Source organism: Herbiconiux solani NBRC 106740 (assembly GCF_001571005.1).
GTDB lineage: Bacteria > Actinomycetota > Actinomycetes > Actinomycetales > Microbacteriaceae > Herbiconiux > Herbiconiux solani.
Map to the genome: position 1 here is coordinate 412,896 of NZ_BCST01000003.1, position 17,719 is coordinate 430,614.

Annotated in this window: 19 protein-coding genes; 12 read left to right on the top strand and 7 right to left on the bottom strand. The window is 71.7% G+C overall.

The genetic code is table 11. The annotated features are described in order from the left end of the window. Position 1 precedes the first annotated feature (1 nt). The 8 genes from HSO01S_RS07550 (at position 2) to HSO01S_RS07585 (ending at position 6,770) form a co-directional block, all read left to right on the top strand. A complete protein-coding gene (locus HSO01S_RS07550; RefSeq protein ID WP_066039961.1) occupies positions 2–1,693 on the top strand; it encodes a protoporphyrinogen/coproporphyrinogen oxidase in 1,692 nt (563 codons plus the stop codon). A 137-nt stretch (positions 1,694–1,830) separates the two neighbouring features. After that, entirely contained in the window at positions 1,831–2,310 is a 480-nt protein-coding gene (locus HSO01S_RS07555; RefSeq protein WP_066039963.1) for a hypothetical protein, read from the top strand. An 18-nt stretch (positions 2,311–2,328) separates the two neighbouring features. Continuing rightward, positions 2,329–2,733 carry a phage holin family protein gene (locus HSO01S_RS07560; RefSeq protein WP_066039965.1) on the top strand — a complete coding sequence of 135 codons (405 nt, stop codon included), beginning with the start codon at positions 2,329–2,331 and terminating at the stop codon, positions 2,731–2,733. Then, positions 2,733–3,029: a DUF3618 domain-containing protein gene (locus HSO01S_RS07565; protein WP_066039967.1), complete on the top strand. Its 297-nt coding sequence runs from the start codon at positions 2,733–2,735 to the stop codon at positions 3,027–3,029. The genes HSO01S_RS07560 and HSO01S_RS07565 overlap by 1 nt, the downstream gene beginning before the upstream one ends. A 60-nt stretch (positions 3,030–3,089) precedes the next feature. Further along, positions 3,090–3,836: a hydrogen peroxide-dependent heme synthase gene (gene hemQ / locus HSO01S_RS07570; RefSeq protein ID WP_084361431.1), complete on the top strand. Its 747-nt coding sequence runs from the start codon at positions 3,090–3,092 to the stop codon at positions 3,834–3,836. Further along, complete coding sequence (locus tag HSO01S_RS07575; protein ID WP_066039969.1) at positions 3,833–5,008, top strand: ferrochelatase; 1,176 nt, start codon at positions 3,833–3,835, stop codon at positions 5,006–5,008. The genes hemQ and HSO01S_RS07575 overlap by 4 nt, the downstream gene beginning before the upstream one ends. After that, positions 5,005–5,982 carry a hydroxymethylbilane synthase gene (gene hemC, locus HSO01S_RS07580; protein WP_066039971.1) on the top strand — a complete coding sequence of 326 codons (978 nt, stop codon included), beginning with the start codon at positions 5,005–5,007 and terminating at the stop codon, positions 5,980–5,982. Before HSO01S_RS07575 ends, hemC begins: the two co-directional genes overlap by 4 nt. After that, positions 5,979–6,770, top strand: a complete 792-nt coding sequence (locus HSO01S_RS07585) for a uroporphyrinogen-III synthase (RefSeq protein WP_066039973.1) — start codon at positions 5,979–5,981, stop codon at positions 6,768–6,770. Before hemC ends, HSO01S_RS07585 begins: the two co-directional genes overlap by 4 nt. A gap of 91 nt (positions 6,771–6,861) precedes the next feature. On the opposite strand, the gene HSO01S_RS07590 is transcribed toward HSO01S_RS07585, so the two are convergent. The 3 genes from HSO01S_RS07590 to HSO01S_RS07605 form a co-directional block, all read right to left on the bottom strand. Continuing rightward, positions 6,862–7,509, bottom strand: coding sequence for an alpha-ketoglutarate-dependent dioxygenase AlkB (locus tag HSO01S_RS07590; protein ID WP_066039975.1), 648 nt, complete (start codon positions 7,507–7,509; stop codon positions 6,862–6,864). 549 nt (positions 7,510–8,058) lie between these two features. Beyond that, positions 8,059–8,796, bottom strand: a complete 738-nt coding sequence (locus HSO01S_RS07600) for a signal peptidase I (protein ID WP_066039980.1) — start codon at positions 8,794–8,796, stop codon at positions 8,059–8,061. Beyond that, positions 8,793–9,320 carry an alternate-type signal peptide domain-containing protein gene (locus tag HSO01S_RS07605; protein ID WP_066039982.1) on the bottom strand — a complete coding sequence of 176 codons (528 nt, stop codon included), beginning with the start codon at positions 9,318–9,320 and terminating at the stop codon, positions 8,793–8,795. Before HSO01S_RS07605 ends, HSO01S_RS07600 begins: the two co-directional genes overlap by 4 nt. A gap of 166 nt (positions 9,321–9,486) precedes the next feature. Here HSO01S_RS07605 and hemB point away from each other — a divergent pair, with 166 nt between their 5' ends. The 3 genes from hemB (at position 9,487) to HSO01S_RS07620 (ending at position 12,394) form a co-directional block, all read left to right on the top strand. After that, entirely contained in the window at positions 9,487–10,479 is a 993-nt protein-coding gene (gene hemB / locus HSO01S_RS07610; protein ID WP_066039985.1) for a porphobilinogen synthase, read from the top strand. Beyond that, on the top strand, positions 10,479–11,894 hold the full coding sequence (hemL, locus tag HSO01S_RS07615; RefSeq protein ID WP_066039987.1) for a glutamate-1-semialdehyde 2,1-aminomutase: 1,416 nt from the start codon (positions 10,479–10,481) through the stop codon (positions 11,892–11,894). The genes hemB and hemL overlap by 1 nt, the downstream gene beginning before the upstream one ends. Before the next feature lie 122 nt (positions 11,895–12,016). Continuing rightward, positions 12,017–12,394 (top strand): hypothetical protein, encoded by a 378-nt coding sequence (locus HSO01S_RS07620; protein ID WP_066039988.1) that lies wholly within the window; start codon positions 12,017–12,019, stop codon positions 12,392–12,394. A 24-nt stretch (positions 12,395–12,418) separates the two neighbouring features. Here HSO01S_RS07620 and HSO01S_RS07625 read toward each other — a convergent pair whose 3' ends face one another. The 3 genes from HSO01S_RS07625 to HSO01S_RS07635 form a co-directional block, all read right to left on the bottom strand. Beyond that, on the bottom strand, positions 12,419–13,420 hold the full coding sequence (locus tag HSO01S_RS07625; protein ID WP_066039990.1) for an MDR family oxidoreductase: 1,002 nt from the start codon (positions 13,418–13,420) through the stop codon (positions 12,419–12,421). A gap of 88 nt (positions 13,421–13,508) precedes the next feature. Further along, a complete protein-coding gene (locus tag HSO01S_RS07630) occupies positions 13,509–14,321 on the bottom strand; it encodes an ABC transporter permease (protein ID WP_066039992.1) in 813 nt (270 codons plus the stop codon). Beyond that, entirely contained in the window at positions 14,318–15,220 is a 903-nt protein-coding gene (locus HSO01S_RS07635; protein ID WP_066039994.1) for an ABC transporter ATP-binding protein, read from the bottom strand. Before HSO01S_RS07635 ends, HSO01S_RS07630 begins: the two co-directional genes overlap by 4 nt. Before the next feature lie 142 nt (positions 15,221–15,362). Between HSO01S_RS07635 and HSO01S_RS07640 the strand changes: the two genes are divergently transcribed. Then, positions 15,363–16,856: an LssY C-terminal domain-containing protein gene (locus tag HSO01S_RS07640; RefSeq protein ID WP_245635925.1), complete on the top strand. Its 1,494-nt coding sequence runs from the start codon at positions 15,363–15,365 to the stop codon at positions 16,854–16,856. 42 nt (positions 16,857–16,898) lie between these two features. Here HSO01S_RS07640 and HSO01S_RS07645 read toward each other — a convergent pair whose 3' ends face one another. After that, positions 16,899–17,714 carry an isocitrate lyase/PEP mutase family protein gene (locus HSO01S_RS07645; RefSeq protein WP_084361433.1) on the bottom strand — a complete coding sequence of 272 codons (816 nt, stop codon included), beginning with the start codon at positions 17,712–17,714 and terminating at the stop codon, positions 16,899–16,901. Positions 17,715–17,719: the final 5 nt, after the last annotated feature.

The window sequence follows — 17,719 nt, forward strand, 5'->3', positions numbered from 1 at the left end:
CGTGACGGACCAGGGCAGCCCCAGCCCGCACGCCGATTCCGGCGCGCGGGACAGCGACTTCGATTTCGACGTCGTCGTGATCGGCGGCGGCGCGGGTGGCCTCGTCGCCGCCCGCCAGCTCGCGCACCTCGGCAACACGGTGCTCGTCGTCGAGGCTCGCGAGGCCCTGGGCGGCTTCGTCGGCCGTCACGAGCTCGCGGGGGTCGTGCTCGACTCGGGAGCCGAGAGCTTCGCCACCCGGCGCGGCACCGTCGCGGCGTTCGTGACCGAGCTGGGTCTCGACGACCGCATCGTCGTCCCCGCCAAAGCGGGCGCCTGGGTCGCCTGGACCGGCGGCACCGCCCCGCTGCCGGCCGCCGGGATCCTCGGGATCCCCGGGGTTCCGCTGGCCGACGACGTGCGCCGGGTCATCGGCTGGGGCGGCTCCCTGCGGGCTTACCTCGACCGCCTGATGCCGCTGCTGCGGGTGAAGCCCGAGCACGATCTCGGCGACATCGTGCGCCGCCGGATGGGCCGGAAGGTGCTCGACCGGCTGGTCACGCCCGTGGTCGCCGGGGTGCACTCGGCCGACCCCTCGATCGTCGACGTGCGTTCGGTCGCGCCCGGCCTCACGCAGGCGATGACGACCCAGGGCTCGCTCTCCGGCGCCGTGATGGCGCTGCGGGAGCAGGCGCCCGCGGGGTCGCAGGTGCAGGGGATCGCGGGCGGCGTCCATACCCTGATCGATGCCCTCGAAGCGGATGCGCGGTACTACGGCGTGGAGTTCCGCACGGCGACCCGGGTCAGCGGGCTCGAGCGGGGTGCCGCCACCGACGTCGACGGGGAGGGTTGGGTCGTCCGCACCGACCCGGTGCCGTTCGGCGCCGACGGAGGAACCGACGGGGCCGACGGGGCAGAGACGCGGGGGTCGGCTCCCATCCGGGCGCGCGCGGTGATCATGGCGACCGACTTCCGGCCCGCGCTCGACCTCCTCACCCAGGCCGGCGTCGGCCGCCCGGCGAGCGGGTCGGCTGAGGCGGCTCCGGCGACCGGCGCTAGCCCGACCACCCCGGCCCTGACGACCCCGGCCCTGCCCGCCGCCGACGAGTGGCCCACCCCCGCCTCGGTGACGATCGCGACCCTGGTGGTCGACGACGCCCGGCTGGATGCGGCGCCCCGCGGCACCGGCGTGCTCGTCGCCCCCGGCACCCAGGGGGTCACGGCGAAGGCGCTCACGCACGCGACCGCGAAGTGGGCCTGGCTCGCCGAATCCCTGCCGGCCCACCGGCACGTCCTCCGGCTCTCCTACGGGCGAGCGGATGCGACCGGGCGAGCGGATGCGGCCGGATCCGCTGCCGCACCGACCACTGCCGGTGCGGTCGGTGCCCGCCCACCGGCACCGGCCGCCGCCCGCCAGGTCGACAGCGCCCTGGCGCTCCAGGACGCCTCGACCCTCCTCGGCATCCGGCTGAGCCCCGCCACCGTGGTCGACTTCGACACCGTGCAGTGGAGGGACTCGCTCGCCTTCGCCACCCTCGGCCACAAGGCCCGGGTCGCCGAGGCTCTCGCAGCAGTGGCGGTGGTGCCCGGGCTCGACGTCGTGGGCGCGTGGGTGTCGGGGACGGGCCTGGCCGCGACGATCGCCGAGGCCCGCACCACCGCATCCGCTCTCGCAGCCGAGCTGCGCGGCGACCGCCGCCTGCCCACCGACTGAGCGACCCCCGGCCCACCGACCGAGCCGGCGACCGGCCTGGGGATCCCCTGTGGGGCGGGCTCCCGGGGCAATGCGGGTCGCGCATCCTTGGGACTACGCTGGAAAGAACCCTGTACTCGCGATCGATCGGAGTTCACATGCGCGGGAAGATCATCTTCGTCGTCGGGCTTGCTACCGGGTACGTCCTCGGTACGCGAGCCGGTCGCGAGCGGTACGAGCAGATCAAGGCGGGAGCCGACAAGGTCTGGAACACCAGGCCGGTGCAAGCCGCCGCGGGCAAGGCCCAGGACTTCGCCGACAAGCGTGTCGACGAGGTCAAGGCCTCCCTCTCCCGTGCGGCGCGCAACGCGCTGGCCGGGCTGCTCGGCCGCGAACCGCTGACCGGTCCGCAGCAGAGCTCCGCTGCGAAGTCGGTCGGCTCGACCAAGGCGACGCCCCCGAAGCCGCGCGCGGCGACGGCCTCGGCCAAGTCCTCCGCGGCCAAGCCGGCGGCCGCCAAGTCGTCCACCGCCAAGCCTGCCGCGTCCACCCCCGCGAAGACCACCGGTGGCACCGCCGCCGCGAAGAAGCCCGAGGGCGAGAAGGCCGACCAGGCCTCGTCCGACGGCGACGAGTAGAACGAGGAGGCGTCAGCCGTGACCGAAGAACGCGACAAGAAGGCACGCCGCTCGCTGGTGTCCCTGTTCGCCGAGCTGCCCACGCTCGTCATCCAGCTGCTCAAGGACGAGATCGAGAACCTCAAGCGCGAGCTCACCGCCAAGCTGGCGAAGCTCGGGATCGGCATCGGGCTGTTCGTGGCCGCGGCGCTGTTCGCGTTCTTCGCGTTCGCGACGCTCGTGGCCGCGGCGGTGCTCGGTATCGCGACCGTGCTGCCGGGCTGGCTGGCCGCGCTCATCGTGGCCGCCGCCCTGCTGATCATCGCGGGCATCCTGGTGGCCGTCGGGATCTCGTCGCTCAAGAAGGGCCTCCCTCCGGTGCCCGAGGACGCGATCGAGAGCATCAAGAAAGACCTCAACACCGTCAAGGGATTGGGCGAGTGATGACCGACACGCACGCCTCCGCCAAGGCTCCGGCCGCTCCCGCCCCCGAGCGGTCGAAGGCCGAGCTGCACGCCGACATCGAGAAGACCCGGGCCGATCTGCGCTCGACCCTCGACGCGATCGAGTTCAAGCTCAACGTGCCGAAGCAGACACGGCACGCGGTGCACCGCCTGAAGAGCAGCGTCAACCGCTTCCGCGAGGCCAACCCCGTCGGCTTCGCCGTGGGGGTCGCCGGAGCCGTGGTGACCCTGGGAGCGGTCGCCGTTCTCGGCTTCCGCTTCGCTTCGAAGAAGTAGCATCGAATAGCTCCACCGCCGCCTCGCGGCGTCCCGCATCACAGAACACGAAGAAGGAACATGACTGACCCGACAGTCGGCGTCGATCCCGAGCCCATCAGCCCTCGCGACGTCGAGGACTCCGAGGCGGTCCCCGTCGTCGGCTACACGCTCTGGGCCGTCTTCCGGCGCAACCCCGATCATCCGCTGCTCGTCGACGGCACGGACGTGCCCGACTTCCTCGCCGAGATCGACGAGGCCCTGGCCTCGATCGACGACGAGGACGTGATGGTCCGCGGGATCTACGACGTCTCCGGCCTTCGAGCCGACGCCGACATCATGGTCTGGCTGCACGGCAGCGTTCCGGAGACCCTGCAGTGGGCGCTCCGCCAGATCCGACGCACCCGGGTGTTCGCGCCCCTGCTGCCGACCTGGAACGCGATGGGCGTGCACCGCGACGCCGAGTTCTCCTCGAACCACCTCCCCGCCTTCATGCGCGGTAAGGAGCCGGCCGCCTGGGTCACCGTCTACCCGTTCGTGCGCAGCTACGAGTGGTACCTGCTGCCCGAGGAGGAGCGGCGTGCGATGCTCGCCGACCACGGCCGCAAGGGGTCCGAGTACCGCTCGGTGCTCGCGAACACCGTGGCCTCCTTCGCCCTCGGCGACTACGAGTGGATCCTGGCGCTCGAGGACGACGAGCTGCTCAACCTCGTCGACCTGATGCGTCACCTCCGGCAGACGGATGCGCGCCTGCACGTCCGCGAGGAGGTCCCGTTCTACACCGGACGGCGGCTCGAGGTCGCCGAGATCATCGAGGTGCTGCAGTGACCGTCGTCCTGGGCGCCAGCCCCGCCGCATCCTCGGGGCCCGAGCACGTCACCGTACCCGTCGCCTACGACGCCATCCTGCTCGCCTCCTTCGGCGGGCCGGAGGGGCAGGACGACGTGATCCCGTTCCTCCGCAACGTCACGCGCGGCCGCGGCATCCCGGACGAGCGGCTCGAAGAGGTCGCCCATCACTACCGTGCCTTCGGCGGCATCAGCCCGATCAACGCCCAGAACCGGATGCTCAAGGCCGCTCTTGAGACCGAGCTCGCCGACCGCGGCATCGACCTCCCGGTGCTCTGGGGTAACCGCAACTGGGACCCGTACCTCCGCGAGGCGCTGACCGAGGCGCACGACCGCGGGTTCAGCCAGCTGATCGCGATCGCGACCAGTGCCTACAGCTCGTACTCCAGCTGCCGCCAGTACCGCGAGGACTACGCGATCGCGCTGGAGGAGACCGGCCTGGCCGGCGAGATCACGATCGACAAGGTGCGCCAGTTCTTCGACCACCCCGGTTTCGTGCAGCCGTTCATCGACGGGCTGCGTGCCGCGCTGGCCGACATCCGTGAGCGCTTCGAGGGGATCGACCTCGCGAGCGAGGTCGAGGTGCTCTTCACGACGCACTCGATCCCGAGCGCCGACGCCGAGCGGTCCGGCCCCTCCTTCCGCGGGTTCGGGCCGGAGGGTGCGTACGCCGCCCAGCACCGCGCCGTCGCCGAGGTCGTCATGCTCGCCGCCACGTCGGGTGTGGGCGAGACCGACGTGCCGTGGCAGCTGGTCTTCCAGTCGCGCTCCGGCCCGCCGAGCCAGCCCTGGCTCGAGCCCGACATCAACGACGCGATCGCCGAACTCCCCGCCAAGGGGGTCCGCGCGGTCGTGATCGTGCCGCTCGGCTTCGTAAGCGACCACATGGAGGTCATGTGGGACCTCGACAACGAGGCGCTGGAGAGCTGTGCCGAGAACGGGCTCTACGGCGTGCGCACCCCGACGCCCGGGGTCGACCCGGCCTACGTCTCCGGGCTCATCGACCTCGTGCTCGAGCGCGTGAACGGCACGCCGACCGAGGAGCGCGCCTCCGTCACCGACATCGGCCCCTGGTACGACGTCTGCCGGCCCGGCTGCTGCGAGAACGTGCGTCTCGGCTTCAAGCCGGCCCTGGCGGGGATCGCACCATGACCAGGATGCTCCGTGTCGCCACCCGGGGGAGTGCACTCGCCCGGGCGCAGACGGGGCATGTCGTCCAAGCCCTGGTGGCGGCCACGGGCGTCGAGGTCGAGACCATCGTGATCGCGTCCGAGGGCGACCGCTCGAAGGAGTCCCTGTCGAGCCTCGGCGGGACCGGGGTCTTCGCGAGCGCCCTCCGTGAGGCTCTCGTCGCGGGGGAGTGCGACCTGATCGTGCACTCCCTCAAAGACCTGCCGACCGCCGACTACCCGGGCCTGGTCATCGGGGCCGTTCCCGTCCGCGAGGATGCGCGGGACGCGCTCTGCGCCCGCGACGGCCTGACGCTCGACGAGCTGCCCGAGGGTGCGCGCGTCGGCACCGGCTCTCCCCGGCGGGTCGCCCAGCTGCTCAGCCTGCGGCCCGACCTCACGATCGTCGACATCCGCGGCAACGTCGACACCCGGCTGGGACGAGTGGCCTCCGGCGATCTCGACGCCGTGGTACTGGCGTCAGCGGGGCTCGCCAGGCTCGGTAGGCTAGACGCAGCATCCGAACTGTTCGCTCTCGAACTCTGGCCCACCGCGCCGGGACAGGGTGCACTCGCGATCGAAACCCGTGAGGGGGACAGCATTCCCGAGTTGCTCAGCATCGAGCATCCGCCGACCCGCACGGCGGTCCTCGCCGAGCGCGCCGTCCTGGCCGCCCTCGAGGCCGGCTGTGCCGCGCCGATCGGGGCGTCGGCCCTCGTCGAGGGCGACGAGCTCCAGCTCTCGGCGACCGTGTATCAGCCGGACGGCGAGGCCGAGCTCGGCTGCGAGCGGTCCGCCTCCCTCCTCGGTGACGACCTCGTCGTCGCCGGACTCCTCGGCCAGGCCGTCGCCGCACAGCTGCTCGAAGACGGCGCCGCCGAGATCGCGCCCGTCGGGCCCGAGAGCGGCGCTCAGGCCTCGGGCGGCGGCGCCGACCTGCCCGGCGGCACCGAATGACCGCCTGGTCGCAGCGCCCGCTCGGCGGCTGGCGCATCCTCGTCCCCCGCGGAGGCCCGTGGGGTCACGGTGTCGCCGCCGACCTGCGGGCGGTCGGCGCCAAGCCGATCGTCGCGCCGATGATCAACTTCGCTCCGACAGAGGATGACGAGACCCTGCAGCGAGCGCTCAAGGCGCTCGCCGAGGGCTCGTTCGACTGGCTGACCATGACCAGTGCGACCACGGTCGACGTGCTGACCGCGCACCAGGCCGTCGTTCCGCCCGAGACCCACATCGCCGCCGTCGGCGAGACCACCGCTGCCGCGCTGACCGCCGCCGGCTACAAGGTCGACCTCGTGCCGCCGGAGGACAACTCGGCGAAGGGGCTGCTGCGCGAGCTCAAGCGGTTCGAGCAGTTCGGCCCTGAGCTCCGGGTGCTGACGCTCCGCAGCGACATCGCGAAGCCGGTTCTCACCGAGGGCCTGATCGAGCGCGGGCACACCGTGGAGTCGGTCGTCGCGTACCGCACGATCGGAGTCGAGGTCGACCCGCAGATCCGGGCCGATGTCGCCGCAGGTGCGATCGACGCCATCTTCGTGACCTCTGGTTCGGTGGCCGAGCAGGTGCAGTTGCAGCTCGGACCCATCCCGGAATCGACGCTGGTGGCGGCCATCGGTCCGCGTACCGCCGACGACGCGCGCGCCTACGGGCTGCGGGTCGACGTGATCGCCAAGGGCCGGTCGGCCGAGTCGCTGATCAACGCGGTCATCGAGGTCGCGAACGCGCGCCGGGCCGAGGACGACGCGTAGGCGATCGCGCTTCGGTGCCCTTCCCTTCCCCGCTCTGCCCTGCCCTGCCCTGCTCGACGACGAGCCGCTCGGCGGGGCTCGCACGCTGCGCTCAGCGCGGCCAGACCGGGCGGAACTGCACGCTGATGCGCGGGCCGACCGCCTGCTTCGTCTTCAGCACCGCGTGCTCGTGCGTGCGCTGGCAGCTGCCGCCCATCACGATCAGGTCGCCGTGGCCGACCGGGAACTTGAGGGTCGCCCCCGGTTCGCCGCCGAGGCCCGGCTTCGGTCGCACCGACAGGGTGCGTGCCGCCCCGACCGAGACGATGGCGACCATCGTGTCCTGATCGATCGTGCGGCCCACCCGGTCGCCGTGCCAGGCGACGCTGTCGTCGCCGGTGCGGTAGAAGCACAGGCCCGCGGTCTGGAACACCTGCGCGGCGGGCCGGCCGTAGTGCTCGTTGAGCGCATCCTGAGCCTTGTCGAGCAGCGGATCGGGGTACAGGTCGTGCGCCCCGAAGTGCGAGACCAGGCGCGGCACGTCGACCACCCGGTCGTACATCTCGCGGCGGTCGGCCTGCCACGGAACGTCGAGCGCGAGCCGCTCGAACAGGGCGTCGGAGTCGGTCACCCACCCCGGCCGGAGGTCGACCCAGGCGCCCTGCCCGAGCTCGGTGCGCTGCACCGACGAGCCGAGCGTCTCGAGGCCGGGCTCGGCGTCGAGGTCGTCGAAGAGGGAGGTCTGGAAGTCGAGGTGCATGCGGGCAAGCCTACCGACATTCGAAGATATGTTCTAGAGAGCAGGATGAAGAGGCCGGTCAGGATGCTCGCGACAGCGGGCAGGGCGGCCTCCTGTTCCCGCCCCGTCGCGGCCAGGACGACTGCCGGTCGTTGCTGCAGGGCCATTAGGAGCGTCAGATCTGCGGTCTCGCGCTTGAGGGCGTTCCCCGTCTCGCGCTCCAGCGTCAGCCGGAGCTCGAGGTGGATGATTTCGTACGGATCCGCCCTCACCGGAGGCAGCTCGAGGGCGTCCGGCGAGCCCGCCGGCTTCAGCGCGTTGACAGTGGGCCGAGCGGTGACGGCGGTGCCACCCGCGGTGTGCGCCGAGACGGACAGCGACGTCCACAGGTCGCTCGGTGCCGTCGGCGACAGGGTCAGGCGGAGGTCGGCGGAGGTCGAGAGTGCGGTGCGGATCCAGAGTTGGCGCTCCAGCGACGAGCCGGGTGCGAAACGATAGTCCGAGGGGATCAGGTCTGCGAGCGGTGCGGCCGACCAGGTCGTGCCGTCGGTGCTCACCTCGACGGACGGCTCAGCGGCCTCGGCCGAGGGGATGTCGGCCGCCGTCGTCGCTGCGAAACAGGAGAGGGCGAACATCAGCATCGCGGCCATTCTCCGGAGCGGATGCGACCTCCGCATCGTCGTGCACCGCATCCGGGACCCCCTTCCGCCGCGCGATCTGCGACCGCGCCGCCTTCAGCCACATCAGGGCCGCGTACGTGAGGAGCAGGCCGGCGACCGCCGCCGTCACGGGCCCCCGCCATTCGCCGGTCAGCCAGAGGTTGAGGTAGCCGGCGAGGGGCACGTGGTACCAGAGCGCCCCGCGCAGCTGCTCGGCGCGCACCGAGTCGGGATCGGATGCCGGGTTCGCGTCGCCCTGCAGCGTGAAGACGCGCTCACCGGCCCCGGTGACGGCGACCGAGACGACGCGGTGCGTGACGACTGCAGGCTTGCCGGATTCGAGCTGGTACGTGACCACCTGCCCGACGGTGACCGAAGCGGGATCGACCGGGCGCACCACCACGAGCTCGCCCGGCGGCAGCCCCGGCTCCATCGATCCGGTGAGGATCGTGTAGGCGGTGGCCCCGGCCAGCCGCGGCAGGGCGACCATCGTCACGAGCAGCGCCGCCGCGGTCAGCAGAAGGGCCCACGCGGCGACGCGGCCCGCCCAGCGAGCGGCCGTGCCGAGTGGCGTGCCGCCCCGCCCTGCCCGACGAGCGGCCGTGCCGAGTGGCGAGCCACCGGGCCCGGCCGTCCGCCGCCCGGTCACGGGTTCGGGTTCTGCACCAGGGTCAGCTCGAAGTCGTCCAGGTTCACCGCCGCATCCATGCCCTCGTTGAAGGACGTGCCCGCGTCGAAACTGAAGTCGAGCTGGATCGGATACGCCTCGGCCCCGTCGACCGTCCCCAGGTCGTAGCTGAGGTCGGAGGTGGTGATCGAGTCGACCGTCATCGTGACGTCGAGGTACGGCAGCAGGTCACCGCTCAGGTCGGCCGTGTCGGCGAGAAGTGTGGCCTCGAGGTTCTTGCCGGCGCCGTCGACGACCGCGTTCGCGGTGTACCGGATGACATCGCCCGGCACGATCTGGTCGGTCGCCGGGTCGAAGGGCGCCGGGATGCCCGTCGTCACGTCGGACCAGGTGGCCTCCTGCACCGAGAGGGCGAGGTAGCCCGAGCGGATCGTGCCGCCCGCGACCTGAGCCTGGTCGGACCACAGTGCGTACGACCCGAGGCCGCCGGTGAGTAGGACGACGGCGGCTCCCGCCGCTATCGCTCCCTTTGCTATCGTGTTCATTCTGGTGCCCCAATCCATCGGAGGAACCGGACGATCAGGCGAACGCCCGTGCCGTGAACAGTAGCTGAGCATTGCTCATGATGATATCCCCCGTTCGGGGACGTCGACCGAGGCGGGTGCCCCTCATCCAGCCCCCGCCCACCGTGGCGGATCTAAACTGGAGGTCATGACCTCCGGCTTTCCCGACATCCGTCCGCGCCGTCTCCGCAGCACCCCCGCCATGCGGCGTCTCGTCGCCGAGACCCGGATCGACCCGGCCCAGCTGGTGCTCCCGCTCTTCGTGCGCGACGACATCGTCGAGCCCGCTCCGCTGCAGTCGATGCCCGGCGTCGTCCAGCACACCTTCGACAGCCTGAAGGCCGCGGTCGTCGAGGCGGCCGAGGCCGGGATCGGTGGCGTCATGCTCTTCGGCGTGCCGGGCGAGTCCGACAAGGATGCGCGGGGAACCGCCGCCACCGACCCCGACGGCGTGCTGAACGCGGCGACCCGGGTGGTGGCCGACGAGGTCGGCGGCGCCCTCGTCGTGCAGACCGACCTGTGCCTGGACGAGTTCACCGACCACGGCCACTGCGGCGTGCTCGCATCCGACGGTTCGGTCGACAACGACGCGACGCTGGTGCGCTACCGCGACATGGCCGTCGAGCAGGCCCGCGCCGGCTCCCAGCTGCTGGGGCTCTCGGGCATGATGGACGGCCAGGTCGGCGCGGTGCGGGCGGCGCTCGACGCGGACGGCTTCCAGGATGTCGCCATCCTCGCCTACGCGGCCAAGTACGCCTCGGCGTTCTACGGCCCCTTCCGCGAGGCGGTGGGCTCGACCCTCCGCGGAGACCGCAAGACCTACCAGCTCGATCCCGCCAACCGGCGGGAGGGCCTCCGGGAGGCCGTGCTCGACGTCGAGGAGGGTGCCGACATCGTGATGGTGAAGCCGGCCCTCAGCTATCTCGACCTCGTCGCCGACGTCTCGGCGGCCGTTCCCGTGCCGGTCTGGGCGTACCAGGTGTCGGGGGAGTACGCGATGATCGAGGCCGCGGCGGCGAACGGCTGGATCGACCGCGACCGCGCCATCCTCGAATCGCTCACGAGCATCCGCCGGGCCGGCGCCGAAGCCGTGCTCACCTACTGGGCGGTCGAGGTCGCCACGACTCTGAAGGGGCTGTGATGAGCCAGACCGACGTCAACGCGAACGCGACCACTACGACCACCACCAACGCCGCCGAGTTCGAGCGGGCCCAGCGTTCGATCCCGGGCGGGGTCAACTCGCCGGTCAGGGCCTTTCGCTCGGTCGGGGGCACGCCGCGCTTCCTGGTGTCGGCGCGTGGGCCGTACGTGACCGACTCCGAGGGCGTGGAGTACGTCGACCTGGTGTCGTCGTGGGGGCCCGCGATCCTCGGCCACGCGCATCCCGAGGTCGTCGCCGCGGTGCAGGATGCCGCGTCCCGCGGTCTGTCGTTCGGCGCGACCACGCCGGCCGAGACCGACCTGGCCGAGCTCGTGCGGGAGCGGGTGCAGGCCGGCGGTGCGCATCCGATCGAGAAGCTCCGGCTGGTCTCGACCGGCACCGAGGCGACCATGACCGCGATCCGGCTGGCGCGCGGCTTCACCGGCCGCGACGTGCTGATCAAGTTCGCCGGGCACTACCACGGGCACTCGGACTCGCTGCTGGCCGAGGCCGGCTCGGGCCTCGCGACCCTGGCACTCCCCGCCTCCGCCGGCGTGCCCGCGGCGACCGCGGCCCTCACGATCGTGCTGCCCTACAACGACCTGGGTGCGGTGCGCGAGGCCTTCGCCTCGTTCGGCTCCGACATCGCCGCGATCATCGTCGAGGCGGCTCCGGCGAACATGGGCGTCGTGCCGCCCGAGGCCGGCTTCAACGCTGCGCTCGCCGACATCGCGCACGCCCACGGAGCGCTGCTGATCGTCGACGAGGTGCTCACCGGGTTCCGGGTCGGCGCGGCCGGGTGGTGGGGGCTCGAGAACGCCGGCCAGCCCGTCGCCGAACTGCATCAGGATGCGCCCGACGGCGTCGCCGTGCCCGCCTACCTCCCCGACCTCATCACCTTCGGCAAGGTCGTGGGCGGCGGCATGCCACTCGCCGCGCTCGGCGGGCGGGCCGACGTGATGGACCACCTCGCGCCCCTCGGGCCGGTGTACCAGGCGGGCACCCTCTCGGGCAACCCGATCGCCGTGGCCGCCGGGCTCACCACCCTTCGCCTGGCCGACGCCGCCGTGTACGAGGCGCTCGACCGCACCGCGCTGACGGTCTCGACCGAGGTCTCCTCGGCGCTCGCCGCCGAAGGTGTCGCGCACAGCGTGCAGCGGGCCGGCAACCTCTTCAGCTTCACGTTCGGATCAGCCACCCCGCCGCGCAACTACGTCGACGTGCAGGCGCAGGAGGGCTACCGCTACGGCCCGTTCTTCCACGCCATGCTCGACGCGGGGGTCTCGCTGCCGCCGTCGGTCTACGAGGCCTGGTTCGTCTCGGCGGCGCACGACGACGCGGCGCTCGGCCGCATCCTCGACGCCCTCCCCGCGGCCGCGCGTGCCGCGGCGACCACGGTCCCGCCTCGCCCGTGACGCGCTCGTGTCGGCCCCTCGACGCGGGTCGATCGTGCCCACAGGTGTAGATTCCTCAATCGTTATATATCGGCCGGCGGGAATCCTGCCGGTATTCAGGCAAGCCACGGCAGGATAGAGACATGGCCGTCCTCTTCGTCCACACCGATCGCCTCGAGGTCCGACTCACGCGTGTCGAGAAGATGCTCTCGTTTCGGCGCACCGACATCGTGGTGCCCCTCGACAGCATCAAGTCGGCGGCGCTGACCGACGACCCCTGGGTGTGGGTGCGCGGCATCCGGGCGCCGGGCACGGCGGTTCCGCTGACGCTCGCGGTGGGGACGTGGAAGTTCCACGACGGCAAGGACTTCCTGCTCGTCAAGGGCACGCGCACCTCGGTCGTGATCGACCTCGAGGGTCAGGAGTTCTCGCGGCTGATGGTGACGACTGCGCACTCGATCGAACTTCTGCGCGCGCTGCGCGTGCCGCCCGTCGAAGGCACCGAGGTCATCAGCAGCTGACCCTTGCGGGCCGGCCGCCGTCGCTCAGAGGCTGAGGTCGACGACGGTGCGGCCGCGGACGGCGCCGTCGAGGATGCGCGGGGCCACGTCGAGCGCCCCCTCGAGCGAGACGGTGGTCGTCAGCGAGTCGAGGGCCTCCGGGTCGAGCTCGCGGGCGAGGTCGGTCCACGCGCGCTCCCGCAGCGGGAGCGGCGCCTCGACCGAGTTCGCTCCGGTCAGCGTGACCGAGCGCAGGATGAACGGCAGCACCGTGCCCGGCAGGTCCGGCCCCTGGGCCAGACCACAGGCCACGACCGTGCCGCCGTAGTTCGTCTGCGCCAGCACGTTGGCGAGCGTGCGACTGCCGACCGAGTCGATCGCGCCCGCCCAGGCCTGGCTCTGCAGCGGACGGCCCTCCTCGCCCAGCGGTCCGCGATCGATCACGCGCGCCGCCCCCAGGCCCTCGAGGTACCCGCCGAGCTCCTCGGCCCGGCCCGTCGAGGCGACGACCCGGTAGCCGCGGCGCGCGAGCAGCGAGATGGCGATCGAGCCGACGCCACCGGCCGCCCCGGTGACCAGGATCTCGCCGTCCTCGGGCCGCACCCCCGCATCCTCGAGCGCCAGCACGGCGATCATCGACGTGAAACCGGCGGTGCCGATCGCCGCCGCGCGGGCCGGGGCCGCCTCGAATGCCGAGGGGAGGTGCACGAGCGCATCCGGCCGCACGCGGGCACGGTCGGCCAGGCCGCCGTGGCGATCCTCACCGATGCCGTCGCCGTTCAGCACGACGAGGTCGCCCTCGGCGAACCGCGGCGACCGGGAGCCGGTGACCCGGCCGACGATGTCGATGCCCGGGATGAGCGGCCACGAGCGCACGACACCGGGACGGCCGGTCAGGGCCATCCCGTCTTTGTAGTTGACGCTCGAGTAGAGCACCTCGAGGTCGACGGCCTCGTCGCCCCCGGTGCCCTCGAAGAACTCGTCGTCGTCGATCTCGAGCAGCCGGCCGCCGGCGCCCTTCTCGGTCACCACGATCGCTCTGGTCATGCGTCCTCCTCGACTCTCCGACCGGCCCGACTCTCTCCGACCGGCCTTGCTCCGAATGCGCTGCGCCTTACGCCTTACGCCTTACGCCCTACGACACGTCCCGGCGCCAGCTCGTCACGTACCCGATCACGGTCGCCACGACCGCGATCGCGGCGAGCACGAGCCCGCCCTGCCACCATTCCAGCCCGACGCCCGTGCCCCCGCCCGGCGAGGCGATCGTGAACACGCTGCCGCCGACCAGCGCATCGCTCGCCGACCCCGGAAGGAACTGGGCGATCTGCGCCGACCAGTCGGTGAGACTCGCACCGAACCGCAGCAGCGGCTCGAGGAACTGGGTGAACGCCAGCACGATCACGATCGCGGCCACCTGGCTGGGCACGAGGGTGCCGAGTCCGACCCCGATCGCGGCCCACAGCGCCATCGCGAGGATCGACCGGCCGACGAAGGCCCAGATGTCCCCGGTCGCAAGCTGCGTGTCGATCCCGAACCCGGCGAGCACGCCGCCGCCCGCACCGATCGAGCCGATGAGCGCCAGCACGCCGAACACGGCGCCCGCGATCAGCAGCGTGATCGCCTTACCGGCGAGCACGATCCCGCGGCGGGGCTGGGCGAGGAAGGTGGGGGTGAGCGACTGGAAGCGGAACTCGCTCGTCACGGCCAGCGCGCCGAGGAGCACCGGGAAGACGTAGCCGACCGAGGTCGCGAAGCTGTAGACCAGGCGCGGCAACTGGTCGTCCGGCAGCGTCGGGCCGTTCGCCCGGGTGCCGACCCCGGCGAAGATCGCCGCCAGCCCGCCTGAGCAGAAGGCGACGTAGACCACCATGATGATCGCGAGCACCCACCACAGCCTGGTGCTGGTGAGCTTCGTGACCTCTGAGCGCACGGCGTTGACGAGCTTCACAGCGATCCCTCCTCGCCCACGAGCGTGAGGAACGACTCCTCGAGACCGGTGCGTTTCTGCGACAGCGCGGTCAGCGGGATGCCCGCCTCGAACGCGAGCCGCCCGATCACCGCCGCTTCGGCGTTCTCGACCAGCACGCCCGAGCGGAGGTTCGACACCTCGAACCCGGCCGCGCGGATGACCTCGGCCAGCCTGTCCTTGTCGTCGGCGTTCACCTGCACCTGCTTCGAGTCGGACACGTCCAGGCTCGACAGCTCGCCGCGGTGGACGAGCTTGCCGTGCGAGATGATGACCACGTCGTCGACCGTCTGCTGCACCTCGCTCAGCAGGTGCGAGCTGATCAGCACGGTGCGGCCCTCGGCGGCCATCGATCGCAGCAGCAGCCGGATCCACTTGATGCCCTCCGGGTCCAGCCCGTTGATCGGCTCGTCCAGCACCAGCACGCCCGGGTCGCCGAGCAGGGCGAACGCGAGTCCGAGGCGCTGCCGCATGCCGAGGGAGTAGCCGCCGACGCGGCGGTTCGCGTAGCCGGACAGGCCCACCTTCTCGAGTGCCGCATCCGGAGCCGTCTTGGGCAGCCCGGCGGCCTGGGCATAGACCGCGAGGTGGTTGCGGGCGGATCGGCCGGGATGGAAGCTGGCGGCCTCGAGCGAGGCGCCGACGGTCGCGAGCGGGGAGTCGAGCTTCGAGTAGGGCGTGCCGCCGAAGGTCGCGCTGCCGGAGGTGGGCTGCACGAGCCCGAGCAGCATCCGGAGCGTCGTCGTCTTGCCGGCGCCGTTCGGCCCGAGGAAGCCGGTGACCTGCCCTGGCTCGACCGTGAGGCTCAGGTCGGAGACGGCCTGGACGTGCCCGAACGACTTCGTGAGCTCTGTGAACTCGATGGGTACGCCTGAGGGCATCGATTCAGTCCTGTCGGTGTCCGGAGGGGAGAACAGGCGGTGGTCACCGCGCCTCCAGACTAGGGTGGCGCCCGGTCGTTGTCACAGCTTTCGGATGATCCTGCGAGAATCGCGGTGTCGCCCGTGAACGATCGGGCGGTGGATGTCGATGCAGATCGACCGGATGCCCGTGATGGAAGAGGACGCGATGCCTGAGCCCGACGCCGCCGAAGCGGCGCGTCTCGGCGAGCTGGAGGATGCCGGGCTCGTCGAGCACATCCGGCGCCGCAGCCTCCGCGGATCCGTCGGGCTGGTCGTCGACAGCGCGTTCTTCCTCTTCGGCACGGTCGCGACCGGCTGGCTCGCCTATCTGGTCATCACCGAGTCGTTCGCCCGCGGCTGGCAGCAGCTGTGGTTCCTGCTCGTCTTCTGGCTCGTGGTCGCCTACCTGTTGCTGCCGCGGGTGCACAGCATCCTGACCCTCTTCTACGTTCCCGACTATTTCATCGGGCGCGCGAAGACGAGGGAAGGGCTGCTCGGCGACCCGATCAACATCGCGCTGCGCGGCACCGACGAGCAGATCCACCAGGCGATGACCGAGGCCGGCTGGCACCTGGCCGACGACATGGGGCTGACCTCGGCGCTCCGCACGGTGCGCGGAACGCTGCTGCGCCGCAGCTACCCCGGCGCCCCCGTCTCGCGCCTGTACCTCTTCGGCACGGTGCAGGACTTCACCTACCAGCAGGAGGTCGAGGGCAACCCCTCCAAGCGCCACCACGTGCGGTTCTGGCGCTGCCCCGCGGGCTGGCTGCTGCCGGGCGGGCACAAGGCCGACTGGCTCGCGGCGGGCACCTACGACCGCAGCATCGGGATCTCGTTCTTCACCCTGCAGGTCACGCATCGCATCGACAAGGAGACCGACAAGGAGCGCGACCACATCGTGCGCACCCTCGTCGAGGGCGATCCCGAGGTGCGGGTGCGGCTGATCCGCAACTTCTCGACCGGGTACCACCACGTCAACGGCGGCGGCGACGCGATCGTGACCGACGGCGACCTGCCCGTGGTCGACCTGCGGCGGGTGAAGACGGATGCCGCGGTCGCCGACCCGGCGCACCACCGCGGAGTCGCGCCGACGCCTGCCGCGGTCTTCTCCGAGGAGCCGATCGAGGGCGCCCGGCGACCCGCCTCGCTCTACCTCGGCGTGCTGCTGATGGCGCTGCGGGTGCTCGCGGCGCTCGGCGCGGCGGCGGTCGTCGCGTTCTCGATCGGCGACGGCGAACTCGACTTCCGAACCGTCACCGGCGCCCTGACTCCGGCAGACGCGCGTTACCTGGGGTCGCTGGTCGCGATCGTGTTCGTGTCGTTGGCCCTACTGATCAGCGCTTTGTACTCGGTGCTCGCGTTCCTGATCTTCCACGGCCACAACTGGGCACGGTTCGCCGCTATGGGGCTGAGCTCGGCGGCGATCATCATCACCGCGATCGACTTCTTCAGCGGCGGCCCGCAGATCACGTTGCAGACCAACCTGCTCGGGCTCTCGTTCGACGTGCTCGTGCTGCTGGCCCTGTCGGGCACGGATGCGCGGCGGTTCTCGCACCGCCGGGCCCTCGAGCGGCGTCAGGCGCGCGCGGAGCGGCGGTCGGTGCGGGTCAGGTGAGGGTCTGGGTGCTGGGCGGGTTGCCGGGCGGCGGGCTCGGGCTCAGGTCAGCGTCTGGGTACCGGGCGGGAGCACGCCGCCGGCGTAGAGCGTGAGCGCCGACTCCTGCAGGGCGGTCAGCGCCACCCGCTGCGGCCACGGGCCGTACGAGATCCGGGCGATGCCGAGCTCCTGGTAGCGCGCGGGCGTCAGGGAGCCGGGGACGCCGATGACGCTGACCTTGCGGTGCCCGATCCCCTCGACGAGACGGATGGCGGTGGGTTCGTCGACCAGGCCGGGAACGAAGACGCACGCCGCGCCCGCATCCAGATACGCCCGTCCGCGCTCGATGGCGTCGTCGATCGCCTCGTCGAGGGAGCGGTCGCCGCGGCGGATCAGCGCATCCGTGCGGGCGTTCAGCACGAAGCGCACGCCCTCCTCCTCGGCCGCCTTCATGACCTCGGCGACGTTCTCGACCGATTCGATGTGCGGGCGCAGCTGATCCTCGAGGTTCCCGCCGACCACGCCGACGCCGATCGCCATGCGCACCGTCTCGGCCGGGTCGCCGTAGCCGCCCTCGAGGTCGGCGCTGACCGGGAGCGAGGTCGAGAGCGCGATGCGGCCGACCGCCTCGATCATCAGCTCGACCGGGATGCGCTCGCCGTCCTCGAAGCCGTACGACGCCGCGATGCCGTGGCTCGCGGTGGCCAGGGCCTTGGTCTCGGGAAGGTCGGCGATCACCATGGCGCTCGCGACGTCCCAGACGTTGACGAGCGTAAGGATCTCGGGGGCCTCGTGCAGCCGGAGCAGCGCATCCGCGCGGTCATGCACGAGTTCGTGGCTCGGGTGGGCCTGCAGCGGATCGTAGGGGTCGCTCATGGGGC